At 37.4% G+C, this 18,232-nt stretch carries 20 protein-coding genes; 13 read left to right on the plus strand and 7 right to left on the minus strand.

Features of this window, described 5'->3' with window-relative positions; all coding sequences use genetic code 11:
* The first annotated feature begins 9 nt into the window (after positions 1-9).
* The 9 genes from leuD (at position 10) to BMZ04_RS07735 (ending at position 8,882) form a co-directional block, all read left to right on the plus strand.
* Complete coding sequence (gene leuD, locus BMZ04_RS07690) at positions 10-603, plus strand: 3-isopropylmalate dehydratase small subunit (protein ID WP_093267515.1); 594 nt, start codon at positions 10-12, stop codon at positions 601-603.
* 30 nt (positions 604-633) lie between these two features.
* The gene (locus tag BMZ04_RS07695) at positions 634-1,392 is read left to right on the plus strand and encodes an MBL fold metallo-hydrolase (RefSeq protein ID WP_093267518.1); all 759 of its coding nucleotides are present in this window, start codon (positions 634-636) and stop codon (positions 1,390-1,392) included.
* 116 nt (positions 1,393-1,508) lie between these two features.
* Positions 1,509-2,444 (plus strand): hydroxymethylglutaryl-CoA lyase, encoded by a 936-nt coding sequence (locus tag BMZ04_RS07700; RefSeq protein ID WP_093267520.1) that lies wholly within the window; start codon positions 1,509-1,511, stop codon positions 2,442-2,444.
* A 71-nt stretch (positions 2,445-2,515) separates the two neighbouring features.
* Positions 2,516-3,565 (plus strand): ABC transporter substrate-binding protein, encoded by a 1,050-nt coding sequence (locus tag BMZ04_RS07705; protein WP_093267525.1) that lies wholly within the window; start codon positions 2,516-2,518, stop codon positions 3,563-3,565.
* A 23-nt stretch (positions 3,566-3,588) separates the two neighbouring features.
* Entirely contained in the window at positions 3,589-4,365 is a 777-nt protein-coding gene (locus BMZ04_RS07710; protein WP_093267528.1) for an ABC transporter ATP-binding protein, read from the plus strand.
* A complete protein-coding gene (locus BMZ04_RS07715) occupies positions 4,362-5,219 on the plus strand; it encodes an ABC transporter permease (protein ID WP_255367847.1) in 858 nt (285 codons plus the stop codon). The genes BMZ04_RS07710 and BMZ04_RS07715 overlap by 4 nt, the downstream gene beginning before the upstream one ends.
* A gap of 232 nt (positions 5,220-5,451) precedes the next feature.
* Entirely contained in the window at positions 5,452-6,795 is a 1,344-nt protein-coding gene (locus tag BMZ04_RS07720; RefSeq protein ID WP_093267530.1) for a sigma-54 interaction domain-containing protein, read from the plus strand.
* A gap of 288 nt (positions 6,796-7,083) precedes the next feature.
* Positions 7,084-8,307, plus strand: coding sequence for a CaiB/BaiF CoA transferase family protein (locus tag BMZ04_RS07725; protein ID WP_093267533.1), 1,224 nt, complete (start codon positions 7,084-7,086; stop codon positions 8,305-8,307).
* A 377-nt stretch (positions 8,308-8,684) separates the two neighbouring features.
* Complete coding sequence (locus tag BMZ04_RS07735; RefSeq protein WP_093267540.1) at positions 8,685-8,882, plus strand: hypothetical protein; 198 nt, start codon at positions 8,685-8,687, stop codon at positions 8,880-8,882.
* Between the two features lie 130 nt (positions 8,883-9,012).
* Here the strand turns inward: BMZ04_RS07735 and BMZ04_RS07740 are convergent, their stop codons facing one another.
* Positions 9,013-9,336 carry a YflT domain-containing protein gene (locus tag BMZ04_RS07740; RefSeq protein WP_093267542.1) on the minus strand — a complete coding sequence of 108 codons (324 nt, stop codon included), beginning with the start codon at positions 9,334-9,336 and terminating at the stop codon, positions 9,013-9,015.
* A 153-nt stretch (positions 9,337-9,489) separates the two neighbouring features.
* On the opposite strand from BMZ04_RS07740, the gene BMZ04_RS07745 reads away from it, so the two are divergent.
* Positions 9,490-9,987 carry a flavin reductase family protein gene (locus BMZ04_RS07745; protein WP_093267544.1) on the plus strand — a complete coding sequence of 166 codons (498 nt, stop codon included), beginning with the start codon at positions 9,490-9,492 and terminating at the stop codon, positions 9,985-9,987.
* A 432-nt stretch (positions 9,988-10,419) separates the two neighbouring features.
* Positions 10,420-10,815 carry a VOC family protein gene (locus tag BMZ04_RS07750; RefSeq protein WP_093267546.1) on the plus strand — a complete coding sequence of 132 codons (396 nt, stop codon included), beginning with the start codon at positions 10,420-10,422 and terminating at the stop codon, positions 10,813-10,815.
* A gap of 363 nt (positions 10,816-11,178) precedes the next feature.
* Here BMZ04_RS07750 and BMZ04_RS07755 read toward each other — a convergent pair whose 3' ends face one another.
* The 3 genes from BMZ04_RS07755 to BMZ04_RS07765 all read right to left on the minus strand — a co-directional run bounded on the left by BMZ04_RS07755 (position 11,179) and on the right by BMZ04_RS07765 (position 13,755).
* Positions 11,179-12,216 (minus strand): PTS sugar transporter subunit IIC, encoded by a 1,038-nt coding sequence (locus BMZ04_RS07755; protein ID WP_093267548.1) that lies wholly within the window; start codon positions 12,214-12,216, stop codon positions 11,179-11,181.
* A 226-nt stretch (positions 12,217-12,442) separates the two neighbouring features.
* Positions 12,443-12,856 carry a hypothetical protein gene (locus tag BMZ04_RS07760; protein WP_093267550.1) on the minus strand — a complete coding sequence of 138 codons (414 nt, stop codon included), beginning with the start codon at positions 12,854-12,856 and terminating at the stop codon, positions 12,443-12,445.
* Between the two features lie 209 nt (positions 12,857-13,065).
* Entirely contained in the window at positions 13,066-13,755 is a 690-nt protein-coding gene (locus BMZ04_RS07765; protein ID WP_093267552.1) for a TVP38/TMEM64 family protein, read from the minus strand.
* A gap of 512 nt (positions 13,756-14,267) precedes the next feature.
* Here BMZ04_RS07765 and BMZ04_RS07775 point away from each other — a divergent pair.
* Positions 14,268-15,002: a class I SAM-dependent methyltransferase gene (locus BMZ04_RS07775; protein ID WP_093267555.1), complete on the plus strand. Its 735-nt coding sequence runs from the start codon at positions 14,268-14,270 to the stop codon at positions 15,000-15,002.
* 79 nt (positions 15,003-15,081) lie between these two features.
* Positions 15,082-16,329 carry an erythromycin esterase family protein gene (locus BMZ04_RS07780; RefSeq protein WP_177184374.1) on the plus strand — a complete coding sequence of 416 codons (1,248 nt, stop codon included), beginning with the start codon at positions 15,082-15,084 and terminating at the stop codon, positions 16,327-16,329.
* Positions 16,330-16,380: 51 nt separating this feature from the next.
* Here the strand turns inward: BMZ04_RS07780 and BMZ04_RS07785 are convergent, their stop codons facing one another.
* From BMZ04_RS07785 to BMZ04_RS07795, 3 genes are read right to left on the minus strand one after another with little or no spacing between them, the layout of a single operon-like run.
* Positions 16,381-17,196, minus strand: a complete 816-nt coding sequence (locus BMZ04_RS07785) for a DUF2785 domain-containing protein (protein WP_093267558.1) — start codon at positions 17,194-17,196, stop codon at positions 16,381-16,383.
* A complete protein-coding gene (locus BMZ04_RS07790; protein WP_093267560.1) occupies positions 17,193-17,876 on the minus strand; it encodes a DUF1129 family protein in 684 nt (227 codons plus the stop codon). The genes BMZ04_RS07785 and BMZ04_RS07790 overlap by 4 nt, the downstream gene beginning before the upstream one ends.
* Positions 17,863-18,207 carry a PadR family transcriptional regulator gene (locus BMZ04_RS07795; RefSeq protein WP_093267562.1) on the minus strand — a complete coding sequence of 115 codons (345 nt, stop codon included), beginning with the start codon at positions 18,205-18,207 and terminating at the stop codon, positions 17,863-17,865. The genes BMZ04_RS07790 and BMZ04_RS07795 overlap by 14 nt, the downstream gene beginning before the upstream one ends.
* Positions 18,208-18,232: the final 25 nt, after the last annotated feature.

Raw genomic sequence — 18,232 nt, forward strand, 5'->3', positions numbered from 1 at the left:
TGATTAGAAATGGAACCATTTAAAAAGTTAACTAGTGTGGTTACTCCACTAAATCGTCCGAATATTGATACGGATGCAATAATACCTACTGAATTTTTGAAAAGAATCGAACGTACAGGTTTTGGGCAATTTCTATTCTATGAATGGCGTTTTGACGAACAAGAGAAGCAGAAGCCTGATTTTGTATTAAATAAACCAGTTTATGAAGGATCTAATATTTTACTGACGGGTTCCAACTTTGGCTGTGGATCCTCCAGGGAGCATGCTCCTTGGGCATTATCGGATTATGGATTTAAAGTTATTATTGCATCTGCGTTCGCTGATATCTTTTTCAACAATTGTTTTAAAAATGGAATCTTACCTATTAAGCTTCCTGAAGATATTGTGCAACAGCTTTTTCAGAAAATAAATGAACATGAAAGTTTTCAAATAACGGTAGACTTAGAGAAGCAGACGATTAGTGACAGTCAAGGCTTCCAAGTTATTTTCGATGTCGATCCTTATCGTAAGGAATGCTTATTGAAAGGTCTAGATGATATTGGGATAACCCTTGAAAAAGAAGAGAAGATTAAGCAATACGAGGGTTCCTATATAGTGATTTGATATAAAAAGTTTACTAGGGGTGAACATTACATGGAAAAAGTAAAACCTTTTTTATATGCGCTAGGGGACCATATTACGCTGATTGATACGATGGAGGGGGGAAGACGTGGGCGAACAGGTTGTTATGTTATTAACGGAGAGCAATCTGCCATTATCGAAACGGGTACCTCTTACGGAATACCGTTTATTTTAGCGGGTATTAAAGAATTAAAGATTAATCCAGAACAAGTTAGGTACATCGTAGTCACTCATATTCACCTAGATCATTCGGGAGGGGTGGGTTCTATTTTGCCTCACTTCCCGAATGCAACCATTGTAGTCCATAGACGGGGGGCAAGGCACCTTGTCGATCCGAGTAGACTTATTATCGGTGCACGTTCTATTTACGGTGGTGACCTTGAAAAAATATTCGGAGAAATCTTACCTGTACCAGAAGAGAGAGTGCTAGTTCGAGAGGATGGTGATACACTTACACTTGGAAATGGTAGAGTTTTAACATTTTATGATACTCCAGGACATGCAAAACATCATTTTTCTATTTTGGACTCTGTTTCGAAAGGGATATTTACTGGAGATACAGTTGGGAATAGATATGTAAAAGAATATACTGGACTAGACTTTGAATTTATTTTTCCAGCGACGTCTCCTTCTGATTTTGATAAAAATGCTTTATTATCATCAATTGCTAAGCTCGAGAAACTAGACGCCAAAAAAATCTTCCATGGACATTTTGGGGTAACTGAGCCAGTAAAACGGAAAACGTGTGATGTAAATTGTCGGAAAATCTAAAAAAGTCGGAAAATAATCATGGTAATAAGTGTGTATGACAGAGCTACAAGAGGAATGCTTTTTTGGGGATGGCGCGTTGTCAATAGATCAAAGCAAATTTGAAAAGGGGTAGGAAAATGGGAAAGAAAATTACAATGACAGAGGTCGTTTCTAGGGATGGTCTCCAAATTGAACCGAACTTCATTGAGACAGAATATAAAATTTCACTTATTAAACGTTTAATGGATGCGGGGGTCAAAAGGTTTGAAGTCACTTCATTTGTTCATCCAAAATACGTTCCACAAATGAGTGATGCAGAAGAGGTTATGCGTGGACTGCGAGACAGACCAGATGATGTGACATTTTGTACGCTCGCACTAAACGAAAAAGGTGTGGAAAGAGCAATTTCCGCAGGTACAGACGAGATTAACTTTACTTTTTCGCTTAGTGAAACGCATAACGGTAAAAATAGCCGTCGTTCTGTTTCAGAAAGCTTGGAAAATATTAAATCCCTAGTTAAGCGTGCAGATGAAGTCAATATTCCCGTAAATGTTGGAATTGCAACGGGTTTCGGCTGTCCATTTGAGGGGATTTATTCACCTGACCGATTAATCCCTGTCGTGACACAATTAACTGACTGGGGTATTACGTCAATACTGTTAGCTGACACGACTGGAATGGCTCATCCGAATCAGGTAAAACAAACATGCCAGTTAATTATTGAGCAATTTCCAGGAGTTAGATTACAACTTCATCTTCATAATACAAGAGGAATGGGGGCTGCAAATGTAGTAGCTGGTATAGAAGCGGGTGTCACTCAATTCGATAGCTCACTTGCGGGAATTGGTGGTTGTCCATTTGCCCCAGGTGCGTCGGGCAATATTTGTACAGAGGACATCGTTCATATGCTCCACTTGATGGGGTATGAAACAAATATGAATATTGATAAATTACTTCTTATCTCCCGAAACTTAGAAGAAAAGCTAGGGAAATCACTTCCGGGACAACTGATGAAAGCGGGTAAAAGTACCGACCTTCATTCAAAAGAGTGGCAAGCAGTAACTTCAAAATAAAGGATAATTACAAATTTAATTGACTGAATATTACGTCAGATGTTATAAATTAAAAGGGGGAATTGTCTGTTATGAAGAAAATGTTTTTGTTTCCTTTTGTGATTTTATTGATTGTCCTTTCTTTAACGGCTTGCGGTGAGGCTAAATCTAAAACCGCTAGTGAAGTAGAGCGAGATTCAGATTCTGGAAATACTGAAAAAAATATTCAAAAAGTAGTGATTGCAGAAGGAAACACAGGGTTTATGCTTACGCCAATTTATGTAGCAGTGGAGAAAGGCTTTTTTGAAGAAGAAGGCTTAGACGTGGAAAGGGTTACATTAAGTGGTGGATCTAAAGCGCTTACTGCTGTAATAGGTGGGGGGGCTGATATAGCTACGGTTGCTCTTGTCGATACGATGAAAGCAATTGAAAGTGGTCAAGATGTCCAAGCAATTGGCTCGCTATTTAACCAAATTGGTACAAATATTGTTATAAATAAAGACATCGCAGCTGAAAAAGGGGTAACAGCAGATTCTTCAATGGAGGAAAAGGTATTAGCTTTAAAAGGACTGAAGATTGGTATTAGTTCGCCTGGAAGCGGTTCAGATCATATTATTCGTAAACTGTTAGAATCAGAAGGTGTTAATCCGGATCGAGAGGTTGAATTAATTCCTTTAGGGCAGGCGGATGCTCAACTTGCTGCGTTTAAAAATAAAGATGTTCAGGCATTCGTATACTCGTCACCAACAACGGATATGGCTACAAAGCTAGATGGAATCATTCTCTTTAACTATAGTAAAGGAGAAGTCGAAGAATATGACGGATTAACTTATTTAACGCTCGTATCGCAAACTAAGGATTTAGAAGAAAATAAAGAGTTATTTCAAAAAGTAACAAACGCGCTAGCAAAGTCAGGTAAATTCATTGAATCGGATAGAGATGGCACTAAGGAAATATTGAAAAAGTATATTGAAGGAATCGATCCAGAAGTATTCAATATTGCATTTGAAAATAACTACCCAGCATTTGCAAAATCACCAATGATCACGAAAGAAGGGTACGAAAAAAATATAGAATTTGGAGGCATTGACCTGCCTTTTGATGATGTAGTCAATAATGAGTTTGCAGAAAATGCACAATGAAAATAATCTGATGGGGGTTAATCATGATTAAGTTTACGAATGTGTCTAAAGAATTTGTGCGTGATGGTCAACCTTTCCTTGCTGCAAGAGATATTAATCTTCATATAAAGCAAGGTGAATTTTTGACTGTCATTGGTCCAAGTGGTTGTGGTAAATCAACTGTTCTTAACATGTGCGCAGGTTTGATGAAACCGAATGGCGGATATGTGGAGTATAAAGGTAAAAAAGTAAAAGAGATAAATACTAAAGTCGGATATATGACCCAAAAAGACAACCTTTTACCTTGGCGGACTGTACAAGGAAATGTCGAAATTGCCCTTGAAATTAGAGGTTTAGGAAAGGAGGAACGAGAAAAGGAGAGTGCTGTCTATATTGAAATGGTAGGACTGAAAGGATTTGAAAAGCACTATCCTGCGGAATTATCTGGGGGAATGAGAAGACGTGTCAGTTTAGCTAAAATGCTCGTTTATAATCCTGAAACACTTTTACTTGATGAACCATTTGGTGCATTGGATGCACAATTGCGTTTGATATTGCAAAAAAAATTGCTTGAGATTTGGAAGGAAACAGGGAAAACGATTATCTTTGTCACACATGATCTAGATGAAGCAGTTGCATTAGGTCAGCGGGTTGCTATCTTTAGTAGAAGTCCTGGGACGATTAAAGTAATTGAAAAGGTAAATCTTCCAATTCATAGAGACGTTTTCAACCTTCGTAATAACGAAGAATTCATGAATGTGCATGCAAGGTTATGGAGTTCGTTAAGGGATGAGTTTGTGGAGGAGGTGGGTGCAATATGAGTACTCAATCATCTTCTGTCTCTACAAACAACTCGCAAGCGTTGCTTAAAGGAGAAGGCATGTTAAAGCAGAAGCAGACGGCCTCCCCCTTCATGAAAAATCTAAAAATCCGTAGCATTCGTCTAGCGATTCTCGTAAGTTTCATTATTATTTGGGAAACAGTGTCAGGGAGGCTCGTCGATAAATTTTGGATTAGTTCACCAATAGATATTGTAAGTACTTTATACAAATGGGCAACATCAGGAGATTTGTTTTTCCATCTAAGTATTACGTTACAAGAAACATTTATTGGTTTTTTCTTAGGTGCTTTTGGAGGGATTTTTGTTGGATTTATATTAGGTCGTTGGGCATTTGCGGCACAAGTGTTAGATCCTTTTATTACAGCGATTTACAGTTTGCCTAAAATAGCATTAGCTCCGTTGTTTATTTTATGGTTTGGTATTGGAATTGAGATGAAAATAATCTTTGCTGGAATGATCGTCTTCTTTCTCGTGTTTTTTAACACATACGCGGGTGTAAAAGACGTAGATGATGACTTGCTTGATGACATTCGCCTAATGGGTGCCAACAAAAGACAGATTATGTTAAAAGTAATTCTACCTTCTGCAATGACTTGGGTTTTTGTCGGTTTAAAGTTATCTGTTCCTTATGCATTAGTTGGCGCAGTAGTCGGGGAAATTGTTGCCTCAAACAAAGGAATAGGATTTTTAATTCAATACTCAGCTGGGAATTTTGATACGGCAGGTACGTTTGCGGCCCTTACGATTCTTATAATTGTATCTGTATCATTGAATGCAACACTCTCGATCTTAGAGTCTAAATTGCTTCGATGGAAGAAAACAAATTCGGTGTAAAAAAGAAATTCCAGAAAAAAGACTAATCTCAAAATACTGAGATTAGTCTTTTTCTGTGAAAAAGGGCGAAGCTTTAGTTCGTGTGATTCAGCTGAAAATAAGATAAAAATTTGAACCTAGTTATATGATTGTACAGTCATTAAAAGATCAACGGTCGTCGGCTTATTTCTATTTTCTTTATAGAGTAAGATGACCTATACTAAAGGTATTGTATAGTTTAGGAGGCGCTGAAATGAACAAAGATATGGAAAAACAAATTCAATTCTATCAGTCAATTGTTGACCTTTCTCATTCTGGTATAGCCGGAGTTGATATTGAAGGAAGAATCCTTATTTACAATCAATCAGCGGCAGACTTTCTTGGTGTACCAGTTAAAGAGGCAATTGGCAAACTGCTAACAGAAGTTAACCCAGTACAACCAGGGCTAATACAGGTGCTAGCGGAACAAAGCGTTCAACGTGACCAATTACGTAAAGTAGGACAGAATACAGCAATCATTAATCGCGCCCCAATCTACTATGAGAATGAATTGATCGGTGCTATATCCACGGTACGTGATATTACAGAATTACAGCAATACGAAGAAAAGATCAGGCGTAAAATAAATCAACAAGGTTTAAAAGCGAAGTGGACATTAGAACAAATCATTGCAAAATCAGAGCCGATGAGAAGGCTCATCGAATTGGCAAAAAAGTACGCCACCGTTGATTCAACTTTGCTTTTGCAAGGAGAATCGGGAACTGGTAAGGAGATGCTTGCACAAGGGATTCATATGGTAAGTAATAGGAAAGACGGCCCGTTTGTCGCGTTAAATTGTGCAGCCCTTCCTGAAACACTGCTTGAAAGTGAACTTTTCGGATATGAAGAAGGCGCTTTCACAGGAGCTAGACGTGGGGGAAAACCTGGTCTTTTTGAGCTTGCACATCATGGGACGATTTTTTTGGACGAGATGGGAGAGTTGCCACTACTTCTTCAAGCGAGATTACTTCGCGTGTTACAAGAAAGAGAAGTGATGCGAGTTGGGGGCAATAAGGTCATCCCAGTTGATGTAAGAATTATTGCAGCAACAAACCGTGATTTAGTTCGGCAAATGAAAGATGGATTATTTCGAGAGGACTTGTATTTTCGGCTTGCTATATTAGTATTAACAATTCCACCTTTACGTGACCGCTTAGATGATATACCACATCTGACTAAAGCTTTTTTAAAGGATTGGAAAAAAACATACTATGATCAATTGACAAATGAAGATATTCAAAAATTGCAAGCGTACTCGTGGCCTGGAAATGTTCGCGAACTACGTAACTTATTGGAACGTGCAGTCGTTTTGGCTGATGCTGGAGAACCGTTCGAATTATTCAGTTCGGATGTGTGGCTTTCGACAGAGAAATTACTAACTTCACAAGCAGCTGGAACAGTTGAATCAATCATAAATAAACAAGAAGAAAATGAAGAGGAAAAAATTAGGCGTATATTACAAGAAGAGAAAGGACATATGGTACGTGCCGCAGACCGATTGGCGATGCACCGTTCAACCCTTTGGAGAAAATTAAAGAAATATTCTATCGATATTTAAACGAAGCTCCTGAAAAGGCAAAAATCCTTTTTCAGGAGCTTTATTATTAGAGTGGAATTTATTAATTGGATTCATGTAATAAGGATTATTACGTTGCAGTTTACGTTGCATTGTATGTTGCGTTTCGTTGCGTGAGACATCGGTAGCGTTTCTGATTCATTAAATAAGGTTCATTTTAAGTGTGTTTACCTCGTTTTTTTGTTGGCATGAAACTTGCATTATAAATAGTGAAGATAAGAAAAGCCACTTATCAACTATTTATCTATCAACAAAATGGGGGGAATAATTATGAGTAAACCACTACAAGGAATACGCGTGATTGAATTAGGAGCTTTCGTTGCTGGTCCTTTTGCATCAAGACTTCTTGGAGAATTTGGTGCAGATGTTATTAAAGTAGAGTCGCTAAAAGGAGATCAATTAAGACAATGGGGACCACATGCTCCTGGGCAAGATTCTTATTGGAGTTTAGTACAAACACGAAATAAACGATCTATTTCCTTAGATTTACGTTCAGAGGAAGGTCAAGATATTGTAAAAGAGTTAATTAAAGAAGCAGACGTTGTTCTTGAAAACTTTAAACCAGGGACTCTTGCAAAATGGGGTTTGTCACACGAGGACATGAAAGCGTTAAATCCAAGTTTGATCATTACGAGTATTTCTGGCTTTGGTCAGACAGGTCCATATCGCAATCTACCTGGATTCGGAAACATCGCAGAATCTATGGGCGGAATCCGTTATGTGACTGGATTTCCTGATAAACCACCAGTAAGAGTAGGTCTTGCAATTGGAGATTCAATTGCCGCTCTTTACGCAGTCATAGGCACACTACTTTCACTTTATCATAGGGATGCACAAAATGGTAAAAACGGTCAAATTGTAGATGTTGCATTGACTGAAGCAATCTTTAGTTTTTTAGAAGGGATGGTTCCAGAATACGTGCATGCTAATAGTATACGTGAGAGAACGGGAAATCAGCATGTTTCTGCAGCTCCCTCAAATGTTTATCCAACAAGTGATGGCAAGTGGGTAGCAATTGGGGCAAATAGTGATTCGCTATTTGCCCGTTTAACAACCGTGATGGAACGTAACGATTTGGCTCAAGATCTACTACTTCAAGACAATAAAGGACGAGTAAGTGAAATAGATCGTCTAGATGCAGAAATTGCAAAGTGGACACGTAGATTTACATTGGATGAGGTGATGGAAAAGTTGAATGAAGGTTCGATTCCAGCCGGGCCAATATATAGTATCGAAGACATCTTGGCTGATCCACAATATCAAGCGCGTGACATGTTCCTAACCTTACCTGATGAGCGCCTTGGTGATATGGTTATGCCTGGAATTGTCCCTAAACTTAGTGAGACACCCGGGGAAGTGAAGTGGGTAGGACCAGATTGTGGGGCTGATACGGAAGAAATACTTTCCGAATTAGGTCACTCACAAGAACAAATTGACTTATGGAAAGATAGCGGAGTAGTAAGGTCAACTAGTGCAGTTAAAAGTATTTCCTGACTTTATTTTGCAAAAATCTCACCATTATAGTCTGTTGAAAAAGGTTGGTATTGTTTAGCAACCTTAAAGCAAGCCAGTTGGGCTTGAGATTAGCAATAGTTGAAATAGAGACTGGAAACTTCAAAGGTGCGGAAAAGATTCTGGTCAATATCGGGGAAATGGGATACATGGACTGTCAGCTAAGTTCTAATGGGTGGTTTACGGTCCCCAACGAGTTAGCGATAGACTAATAAGTGCCAGTCACTCACGCAATTAATTGTGTGAGTGACTGGCACTGTTCATTTTATATGGTGTTAACTTTCCGTTTTAGACGGATATTGACTCGCACCGCTAGCTATTATTGATCTTGCGGTCATGAAAAAGGGTTAACGATTAAAATGCATATTGAAGGAGCATGTTTTTTAGCAGATATCTTACTTCATGATGTTGGGCTACTTGCAATTGTTTCGGTAACAAGAATAGTAATGAATCAAACAATGATAAAATGGGTATCGATTATCGCTGGATTGATATTAATTGGCTTTGCGGGATATTTTTTATATGAATTTGTATTAGTGTTAGCAGTAGTACTATAATTATTCGGAAATTAATTGTTATAGGTTTCAAAAGGATTCCGAATTGTTTTGGAAACTGGCTTCTGAAATTGAAAATAGCTAATCCCATTTTACTAAGGAGCGAATGGGATTAGCTATTTCTCTTATCTATTTATTTTTTATGCGCAATAATAATTAACTTTCCTTTATCGAGTTCAGCCTCTGCAGCAGCAGCTTCTTCTTTCGATAGACCGGTTGCCTCCATTTTGTTTCGAAGCTCGTCTCCACGAGAAGTGAAAATATTTTTCATCGAATCAAGGAGACCTTGTTCTTTCAAACCAACATCTTTCGTATCTAAAGCGTCATTAATATCGTCGGCTCTTTCTTTGAAATGGGCGAAAATATGAATGTGGTCTTTTGAATATCCTTGTGATTCCAGTTTCTCGACTTCTTGTTTTGCTTGTAAGGCATTTTCTACAGTTAATTTGACTGTCATTATAATTCCTCCATTTGTTGTTTTATTTGTGATATAACTATCTTTACCCTTCCTGATATGATTTAAACAAAAGTAAAATACTGTGGAATCAAAAAATGTGAAAGAATATAATGACTTTGATATGCTTAAAAGAAAAAAGAATGGAAGTTGTTCATGGATAAAAAAACAGAGCAAATATCAAGTTTTAAGGCGGCAATGGGCAATTATCCTACAGGTGTTACGGTTGTAACAGCATTTAACCAACAGGGAAAACCAATGGGGCTGACGGTTAACTCATTTGCATCGGTTTCGCTAGAGCCACTGCTTATTTTATGGTCAATTGATAAGCGAGTGTATTCATATGAAGACTTTTTAAAAGTAGATAAATTTACGGTGAATATTTTAGCTTCTGATCAGAGTGATTTATGTACGCTGTTTTCTAGCAAAGTAGAAGACCGTTTTAGTCAATGCGACTGGAAAAAGTCCGAATTGGAATTGCCAGTACTTGCGGATACGTTAGCTACTTTACAATGCAAAGTATTTAGCCAAATCGATGCAGGTGACCACACGACGATTATAGGTGAAGTTATAGATATTCGAAATGAAGATAAAGAACCGCTTCTATATCATCGTCGTACAATTGGTCCCATACCAAACGAATTTTATAGTTAATTGCAAAAAAGATGTCTTCAGTTTGATAGAGGACATCTTTTTTCGTATTGTATCCTTTTGTTCAGGGGTGAAATGGCATAAGTTTGGAGTTTCATGGCATCTAGACTTAGCAAATTAAGCAAATCGGATAATGAATATACATAATCGGATAACCAAGCAAATAAACCGGATAATGCTCATAAACAAAGCGAAACCCGAAGAGCATCCTAAATTGTTCTTCGGGTTCTATAACGGAATCCAAATCTCAGAATAATAATATTCATTATTTGATTTCTAGTAGTATTAAAACTCTCTTACTCAAGCTTCAATCAAGATAAAAAATCAGAGAAAATAATATTATTAATAATTCAGTTATTTATCGTGGAAATTCAGAAAGTATGGCATAATACAGATTGTATGTGTTTCCAATAATTTCAGAAAAGAGGTTCTTAGATGGGTAGAGTTGTACATTTTGAAATTCACGTTAACGATATGGATAAGGCTAAGAAATTTTATGGGGAAGTTTTTGGATGGCAGTTTGAAGATTGGAGCGAATTTGCAGGAACTCCTTATTTTGGTGCTATCACAGGGAGTAAAGAGGAAATGGGGATTGATGGTGCTTTAATGCAACGAAGAACACCAACCCCCGAAAGTGGACAAAGTGTAAATGCATTTGTTTGCACGTTGTCAGTGGAAGATTATGATTCTACAGAAGCAGCAATTTTAGCTCACGGCGGTACGATTTCTGTTCCTAAACATGCATTGCCGGGAATGGCATGGCAAGGATATTTTACTGATTCAGAAGGGAATATTATTGGTATTCACCAACCAGATGAAAATGCCAAATAAATTATTAGTGCCAGGAACCTACACTATATATAGGTAGGATTCCTGGCATTATTTACGCCTTAGGAAACTATAAAAATTATGACTTGTCTATAACTTTCTACCAGTGTTTCGGCGTCCAGACTTCAGTGCCTTGCTCCTGCGCAAAGCTCGTCGCAGTTAAAACCATGTGCTCCTGCGCAAAGCTCGTCGCAGTTAAAACCATGTGCTCCTGCGCAAAGCTCGTCGCAGTTAAAACCATGTGCTCCTGCGCACAGCTCGTCGCAGTAAAACCATGTGCTCCTGCGCACAGCTCGTCGCAGGAGCACCACGATGTCGCGAACTTAGACTGTATTCCTCTGACATAGGTGCTTCCGCTTTTGTTCTTTATTCAAAATCTAGTTTATAATCATTTGCTTTAATAAGTTTTAACTTTCGAGAGAAGACATAGATGAGACCGATATTTAATATTATCGGAAGTATTAAAAATGTACTTAACATGATGGTGATATTTTTTAATGTCCATCCGCCTTCTGCTAAGTTTATGTAATTTAATGGACCAACTAATCCAGACAAACCGAAGCCAGCGCTATATGGTGTACCTTGAATATTTAAAACTCCTGCGAGTGCTCCTAGTATTGCTGCAGTAATTAGCATAGGAAAAGCAATCTTCGGCTTCATAAAGAAGTTTTTCATTTGAATTTTCGGTGAACCTAGCACATGTGCAAGAGCAGTTCCAAGGCTGTTTGCTTTGTAGCTTGCAATTGCCAAACCAACACCGGTTGCAACAATACCTAGATTGGCAGCACCTGATCCAATACCAGAAAGCATAATAACTGTCGCGACCCCAACACTGGAAATAGGGGAGAGAATGATTACACTGAAGACAACTGCAATAATTGCACCCATCAAAACTGGTTGTAGTGTTGTTAGATGTGCTACGCCTTCTCCTAATAATCCAGTTGATTTTTTTGTAAATGGCAATAATAAGTATCCAATCATCCCAGGGATCAAAATACTTAAAGCAGGAATCAACAATATAGAATATTCTTTTAGACGGTTACCAACTAGTTGTACAAATAACACTGCTAGTGCAGCAGTAATTCCCGTGTTAATAACAATACCAATACCTTGAAGTACAAATAAGCCATCTGCTGTTTTTTGAACCACACCGCTACCGACCATCGCGGCAATCCCAATGCTAGCTGTTTGAATTGGCGTTAGATCAAACTTAATTCCTACCATAACCCCAATCATTACTGGTAACAAACTCATGACAATTACAGTAATATCAAATAAATGCTGTAATGCTGGAAAGTGAGGGATTAATAACTTTAAGATTTCCCCTAATAGTGCATTAGGGATCAATGCCACGACAATCCCAATGCTCATCCCTGTTAATAACTTGCTGAAAAAGTCTTTCACGTTTCTAATCTCCATTTCTATGTATATTGCTGTTAATTATAGGGAGTATTCTGAAAACATTCAATATACTTTAACGCTTTAAAGTGCAAGTGTATAAAATGATATCAAAAATATACTACATTAAGATACATATATATGTTTTCATTTCTAAAATCCCTTTGAACAATGTATTGCTCAAAGGGATCTGCTTTGTAAAACGTAAAATGTGGTCCGTATTCAGTTGAATTTAGCGAGGCATTGGAAATCCTTGACCTCCCGGAAATCTTTGACCTCCCGGAAATCTTTGACCTCCTGGAAATCCTTGACCTCCTGGAAATCCTTGACCTCCTGGAAATCCTTGACCTCCCGGAAATCCTTGTTGCCAGTGTTGCCCTTGGTGCCAGTGATATTCTTGTTCCCAATGTTGATCATGATGCATAGGGAACCCTTGATGTCCATGATGCATAGGGAACCCTTGATGTCCATGATGCATAGGGAATCCTTGATGTCCATGTTGCATAGGGAACCCATGATGTCCTTGATGCATAGGAAACCCTTGATGCATAGGAAACCCTTGATGCATAGGAAACCCTTGATGTCCAATATTCATTAGGTGCTCATGCTCGAAACCGGGGCTTTCCAGTTGCCACTGTCTACTCATTCAACTTCACTCCTTTTTATTATCCTTCAAGGTAGCATATGAAAAAGGGGATATGTGAATTGGGTTGTGTTAAATAATGATTATTCAAAGTAACTACATAACGAATTTTTTCCTGCCCAACATAAAAAAGCTTAAACAGTTCGATATCTGTAATAATTGCAAGTTTCGTACGTATTTCACCAGAAAAGTTTTTAATTCAAATGGAGAAACTAATCTAGTGTATTGGCCTTACTTGGGTCATTTTTTCTTTTTCTTCTTACCATTTTAATGAAATAATAAAGCAAACATACTGCTAAAATACCGACCCAAATAATGTATTCATTAAAATTCGCTTTTAATATTCCAGCTGGTATAAGGGCCAGTACAAAGAAATAAAGGAAATTTCCGATCGTTGTCGCTATTAAGTATGGCAGTACTCGAATCGTGCTTAAACCGCCTAAAATATTGACCAAACTTGTTGGGACGAATGGAAAAATACGTGCTTGAAAGACATAAGCGAAGCCACTGGCATCTACTTTTTCAAGTAATTTGGGATTAAATTTTTCAATAATCATGTCTTGTAAAATATAACGGGTACCGTAAAATACAATGATGGCAGATAGGATACTTGTAAACCAACTCCATAAGAAACCATTCAAAAATCCAAATAATGTGACATTAATTGTAATGACAAGAATTAGTGGAAATACAGTGAAAGAGTTTTGAATAAGCATGACCAATGCCATAAAAATTAATGCGTAGTTCATATTTTTATGTAAAAAACTACGAATGTTTTCTACATCTCCAGCGAGTAGTAACTTAATTAAATCTTGATTGATCACAATAAATAGTAAAAGAGATAGTAAGCCGCCCCATAGTAACCATTGTTTTCTAGATAGTTTATTTATTATCTTTTTCATCGTCACCCATTCTCTCTTCGTTTAAGCCAGTTTCCCAAATATTATCCCGCATTAACGGGCAGTGAGACCCCCACATCAAAGCATAGAAAAAAAGAAAGCGTAGGTGGGGGTTAACTGCCCGTAAAAGCCCGATGTAGAACATAGACGAAAAACGCCACATCGTGTGGCTCCATCTATGTGACTCACATCCTGTGAGCCTCGGGCCAACAGGATGTTGGTCACTCAGGCATTGAGGCCCATAGAACGTGGGTCATGCAATCGTTGCCGTAGGACGCGGCGTTATTTGCCTGAGTTCAATTTTTTATTCAGTAGTGGAATGAAGAACCCCCCACTGATTGAAGTTTCACTTTATCATTCATCGTACCATGCTTTAGATTTTGTAAAAACTTTTGCGTATTGATACTCTTTAAGTATGCGAATAGTTTATTTCTTCGTATACCAGAAGATATTAATAGCTTTGATAAATTAGACTTCGATCATTCTATTACTACTATAGGAAAAGAGGATATTTAATGGAATATAGAGGGGCAAGTGCATACGATCATTCTGATTTTTTCACTAATTATATGAAAAGAAGGGGAAGAAAAGATAGCCCAAACAATGCAATAGAAGGACCAATTATGCATGAACTGATGGGTGAATACAAGGAAAAGAAGATTTTGGATTTAGGTTGTGGTGATGCTTCTTTTGGAAAAGAATTGCTAGAAAGTGGCGCAAAACAATATATTGGTGTCGAAGGTTCGGAACAAATGACAGCTACTGCGTATGAAAATCTTGCTAATTTGAATGGCATAATCCATCTGAGTACAATGGAATCTTTTCATTTTCCATCCAACGAATTTGATATTGTAGCATCGAGGTTTGCTATTCATTATGTAGAAGATATTCAAAAGCTTTTTACCCATGTATATGATGCATTAAAAGAAAATGGAACATTTGTATTTAGCGTTCAACATCCAATTACAACATCTTCTTTTGCAAGTAAACAATCAGGAGATAGACGTGAGAATTGGGTTGTAGATGACTACTTTTTGAACGGAGAGCGAAAAGAACCGTGGATAGATGAAGTTGTTGTCAAATACCACCGGACAATCGAACAATATTTTACCGCGCTAAAAAAAGCAGGTTTCTCGGTGATGGATTTACGAGAAGGGACTCCACAAATAGAACATTTTAGTAGTGATGAGGAATATCAAAGGAGACTAAGAATACCTGTTGTCTTAGCATTTTCTTGTTTGAAAGCATAATGAAAGAGGGAATCGTATAAAGTGAAATGAATGAAAGACCAACACCTAACCCAAACTGAATGGAAAAGGAGTGTTTTCATTGATTCCACTAGAAGAAGCGATAAAAAAATATTCTCTACCCTATGAAAACAAGAAAGATTTAACGCCAGTTCTAGATGCGATTGGGGATGCGAAAATCGTTCTTTTAGGAGAAGCAAGTCATGGTACTTCAGAGTTTTATTCGGTACGTGCAGACTTATCCAAAAGGTTGATCGAAGAAAAAGGATTTACCCTTATTGCCGTTGAAGGAGACTGGCCAGCAACTCAGCATGTAAATAGGTATATAAAAGGCTATAAAGAAGGACCTGCAGATGTTCAACATGCACTTAAAGCCTTCAAACGTTGGCCAACTTGGATGTGGGCAAATGATGAAATTGCCGAGTTAGTTAAATGGTTAAAAAGGCATAATGAACAAAAGGAAGAGAAAGTGGGATTCTACGGAATAGATGTATATAGTCTTTGGGAATCGTTGGAAGAAGTTATCACTTATTTGAGTAAGACAAATCCTCAAGGGACAGATTTGGAGTTTGCCAAAAAAGCTTTTTCTTGTTTTGAACCATTTAATCGTCATCCCGAAACTTATGCGTTTTCTTCCGTCAACATTTCAGAAGCATGTGTAGATGAAGTATCTAAGCTGTTGACTTCCATCCGGGCTCACGAAGACAAATATAAAGATGCTGAAGAAACGGATTTAAACTTAAAAATAAATGCGATGGTCGCTAGAAATGCAGAAGAATACTACCGTGCGATGGTTCGAAGCGATGAGTTATCATGGAATGTTCGTGACGAGCATATGGTCGAGGCGATTAATGAAATCATGGATTATCATGGAAAAGATGCGAAAATTATTATTTGGGAACATAATACGCATATCGGGGATGCATCTGCAACGGATATGGAAGCAGCTGGAATGCTGAATGTCGGACAAATTTTGCGTTTACAAAATAGAAAAGAAAATGTATTTGCTATTGGCTTTGGTACTCATAGAGGTACTGTTATCGCCTCGAACGAATGGGGACTTCCATATAAGGAAATAGACGTGCCTCCTGCGAGGAAAGAATCTTGGGAAGATACATTACATAATGCTGGTGCATTTGATAAGCTGTTAATATTTAATGAGGAGAACAGACCCCTATTCGATAATTGGATTGGTCATCGAGCAATAGGGGTAGTGTACAATCCAGAATTTGAGGCCTATGGAAATTATGTTCCTTCCAAAATCGGAAGTCGTTATGACGCATTTATTTATATGGATCGGACAAAAGCTCTATCTCCGATACAATTGTAAGGATTGAGATAAGTAAAGGCGCTCGCAGAAAACTGGAGCGGCCCTACATTACTAATAGAGCAATTTTACTACAAGTTGTTTAATGGTTTCTTTCAAATCTGGTTGAATAACCGCTTTTTCAAGTAAGAAGTAAGTCGATTTCAAGAAGTTTTTAAATGCGAGTTGAGCATAATACGGTTGTAATGCTCCATTGTCCTTTGCTTGTTTATCAACAATTAATTGTTGAAGTTCTAATAACCAATTAGTGATTTCTGATTCCTGAAGATGATACTTTGTTAACGTTACAAATGCATAAGACAAGCGTTCTTCTTCGTCATCTTGGTAACCATTCGCAATTGTGATAAATCGAGCTATATGTTGTAGAACTTTTAGTGCATCATCTTCAGTTGCTATCGGATGTTTGATAAGCGAATCTAACAAATCTGCCCCATGTGCTGCCGCATGGGCCCATCCTTTATGTGCTACATAACCTCTTAAATCATTCTCTTTTGTCATGTATTCATGAGTAGTATCCATTACTTTTCTTACTATATCCGCATTAACTATTTGTTTTCTTGCATCATATTCTAATATTGCCGCGTAGACAAGAGAAGTGAATGATCGTGTAAACACAAAATCAGACGTTGGTAGTTCGATATTCATTACTAGTAATTTATTTTCTAGTAGCTTATTTAAGATATATTCCAGTTGATGTTTAGTTAGATGCTCCTTAAATATTAATGTCCAAAAAGCAGAGTAGATTAATTTATCTCTTAAAATAGGGTCTGTAGAACCGATATTTTCAATCATTTCATCTAATAAGTCAGACGAAACAAGTTCTAGATCTCCTATTACAATACTTTTTAATATTTCTTCGAAGTTGGTCATTTTTTCTCCTTAAGTTCATAGTTTTTCATTATCCAAGAAATAAGAAGCAATACTGCACCTACTCCTAAAGAGGCAATCCAAGGAAATTCAAATGATGGACCAAAATCTCTCATGAAATAGCTTGCAACTATTACAATTAGAAATCCTCCTGAACCGAACAATCCAGCTCTCACCATCATTTTTTTATCATTGGATTTTTCATCGAATAATGATTTATGGATTAAACTAAAAATTACTTTTACTCCTATTCTAACCAGTAAAGCAATCAATACTAATATAATAATCGATGGAATGATAAATACGCTCGAATCGACTTCTTGCATTTGCCCAATAACGAGAATGGCAATACTTCGAATAACCAAAAACCATCCTAAAAGATTTACTGCTACTTGGCTAACGAATTTAAATGAGTTCCTTTTCTCCTCCTCGGGTAAGTGGCTAATAATTTCATCTGCATAACCTTTTGGATCATTTCCAAAAATATCTCTAGCCGTCTTGCCTTCCTGCTGACCTTCTAATAAGTGGTCTAACATTTCCATTAAAACTTCTTCCGACTGTTGTTCAGATAGACTTAATTTCGTGCGAATATAAATTAATAAATTTGAATAATACTTTTCGTTTTCTTCTGTAAGCAAATCTCTTTTTAGATTATTTTGAGCGATTAATTCACTTGCTGTCATTTGAAATTGCTCCTTTCAAAAGTAATGCATTAATTGGTATGGATAATTGATTCCACTCTTCGGAAATGACAGTTAGTGCCTCCTTGCCAGCTGCTGTTAATGAGTAATACTTTCGGTTTGGTCCAGATCCAGAAGGCTTCATTTCACCAATAATAAGTTTATTTTTTTGTAATCTTAATAAAACGGGATAAATCGTTCCTTCGCTAACGTCTGCTAAACCGATATCCTGTAATTTACGGGATAATTCATAACCATAAACAGGTTCTTTTTCAATCACTGCAAGTACACATCCATCTAGAATTCCTTTCAGTAATTGACTTCTAATTGTCATATATAATCCTCCTTGCAACTATATT

Source organism: Psychrobacillus sp. OK032, from assembly GCF_900111345.1.
Classification (GTDB): Bacteria; Bacillota; Bacilli; order Bacillales_A; family Planococcaceae; genus Psychrobacillus.

What these genes read in the sequence shown, in the direction of transcription:
- leuD (WP_093267515.1), top strand. Translation starts at nt 10, where the DNA reads ATGGAACCATTTAAAAAGTTAACTAGTGTGGTTACTCCACTAAATCGT.
- BMZ04_RS07695 (WP_093267518.1), top strand. Translation starts at nt 634, where the DNA reads ATGGAAAAAGTAAAACCTTTTTTATATGCGCTAGGGGACCATATTACG.
- BMZ04_RS07700 (WP_093267520.1), top strand. Translation starts at nt 1,509, where the DNA reads ATGGGAAAGAAAATTACAATGACAGAGGTCGTTTCTAGGGATGGTCTC.
- BMZ04_RS07705 (WP_093267525.1), top strand. Translation starts at nt 2,516, where the DNA reads ATGAAGAAAATGTTTTTGTTTCCTTTTGTGATTTTATTGATTGTCCTT.
- BMZ04_RS07710 (WP_093267528.1), top strand. Translation starts at nt 3,589, where the DNA reads ATGATTAAGTTTACGAATGTGTCTAAAGAATTTGTGCGTGATGGTCAA.
- BMZ04_RS07715 (WP_255367847.1), top strand. Translation starts at nt 4,362, where the DNA reads ATGAGTACTCAATCATCTTCTGTCTCTACAAACAACTCGCAAGCGTTG.
- BMZ04_RS07720 (WP_093267530.1), top strand. Translation starts at nt 5,452, where the DNA reads ATGAACAAAGATATGGAAAAACAAATTCAATTCTATCAGTCAATTGTT.
- BMZ04_RS07725 (WP_093267533.1), top strand. Translation starts at nt 7,084, where the DNA reads ATGAGTAAACCACTACAAGGAATACGCGTGATTGAATTAGGAGCTTTC.
- BMZ04_RS07735 (WP_093267540.1), top strand. Translation starts at nt 8,685, where the DNA reads ATGCATATTGAAGGAGCATGTTTTTTAGCAGATATCTTACTTCATGAT.
- BMZ04_RS07740 (WP_093267542.1), bottom strand. Translation starts at nt 9,336, where the DNA reads ATGACAGTCAAATTAACTGTAGAAAATGCCTTACAAGCAAAACAAGAA.
- BMZ04_RS07745 (WP_093267544.1), top strand. Translation starts at nt 9,490, where the DNA reads ATGGATAAAAAAACAGAGCAAATATCAAGTTTTAAGGCGGCAATGGGC.
- BMZ04_RS07750 (WP_093267546.1), top strand. Translation starts at nt 10,420, where the DNA reads ATGGGTAGAGTTGTACATTTTGAAATTCACGTTAACGATATGGATAAG.
- BMZ04_RS07760 (WP_093267550.1), bottom strand. Translation starts at nt 12,856, where the DNA reads ATGAGTAGACAGTGGCAACTGGAAAGCCCCGGTTTCGAGCATGAGCAC.
- BMZ04_RS07765 (WP_093267552.1), bottom strand. Translation starts at nt 13,755, where the DNA reads ATGAAAAAGATAATAAATAAACTATCTAGAAAACAATGGTTACTATGG.
- BMZ04_RS07775 (WP_093267555.1), top strand. Translation starts at nt 14,268, where the DNA reads ATGGAATATAGAGGGGCAAGTGCATACGATCATTCTGATTTTTTCACT.
- BMZ04_RS07785 (WP_093267558.1), bottom strand. Translation starts at nt 17,196, where the DNA reads ATGACCAACTTCGAAGAAATATTAAAAAGTATTGTAATAGGAGATCTA.
- BMZ04_RS07790 (WP_093267560.1), bottom strand. Translation starts at nt 17,876, where the DNA reads ATGACAGCAAGTGAATTAATCGCTCAAAATAATCTAAAAAGAGATTTG.
- BMZ04_RS07795 (WP_093267562.1), bottom strand. Translation starts at nt 18,207, where the DNA reads ATGACAATTAGAAGTCAATTACTGAAAGGAATTCTAGATGGATGTGTA.